The organism is Dactylosporangium sucinum, from assembly GCF_014647515.1.
GTDB lineage: Bacteria > Actinomycetota > Actinomycetes > Mycobacteriales > Micromonosporaceae > Dactylosporangium > Dactylosporangium sucinum.
Window position 1 is genome coordinate 1 of sequence record NZ_BMPI01000094.1, and the last position, 796, is coordinate 796.

1 protein-coding gene is annotated in these 796 nt (G+C 68.3%); it reads left to right on the forward strand.

The genetic code is table 11. The features are described from left to right. A partial coding sequence (locus IEZ31_RS57820) for a HAMP domain-containing protein (RefSeq protein WP_229837101.1) occupies window positions 1–796 on the forward strand: 796 nt, incomplete at both ends.

Genomic DNA, 796 nt, shown 5'->3' on the forward strand with positions numbered 1-796 from the left:
CCTGGCGCGACCTCACCGACAACGTCAACTTCATGGCCTCGAACCTCACCAGCCAGGTCCGCAACATCGCCCAGGTCTCGACGGCCGTGGCCCGCGGTGACCTGAGCCAGAAGATCACGGTCGACGCCCGCGGCGAGATCCTCGAACTGAAGTCGACCGTGAACACGATGGTGGACCAGTTGAGCAGCTTCGCCGACGAGGTCACCCGCGTGGCCCGCGAGGTCGGCACCGAGGGCAAACTCGGCGGCCAGGCCCAGGTCACCGGCGTGGCCGGCACCTGGCGCGACCTCACCGACAACGTCAACTTCATGGCCTCGAACCTCACCAGCCAGGTCCGCAACATCGCCCAGGTCGCCACCGCCGTGGCGCGCGGTGACCTGAGCCAGAAGATCACGGTCGACGCCCGCGGCGAGATCCTCGAACTGAAGTCGACCGTGAACACCATGGTCGACCAGCTGTCGTCCTTCGCCGACGAGGTCACCCGCGTCGCCCGCGAGGTCGGCACCGAAGGCAAGCTCGGCGGCCAGGCCCAGGTGCGCGGCGTCGCCGGCACCTGGCGCGACCTCACCGACAACGTGAACTTCATGGCCTCCAACCTCACCGCCCAGGTCCGCAACATCTCCCAGGTCGCGACGGCGGTGGCCCGCGGTGACCTGTCGCAGAAGATCACGGTCGACGCGCAGGGCGAGATCCTGGCCCTGAAGTCCACGGTGAACACGATGGTCGACCAGCTGTCGTCCTTCGCCGACGAGGTCACCCGCGTCGCCCGCGAGGTCGGCACCGAAGGCAAGCTCGG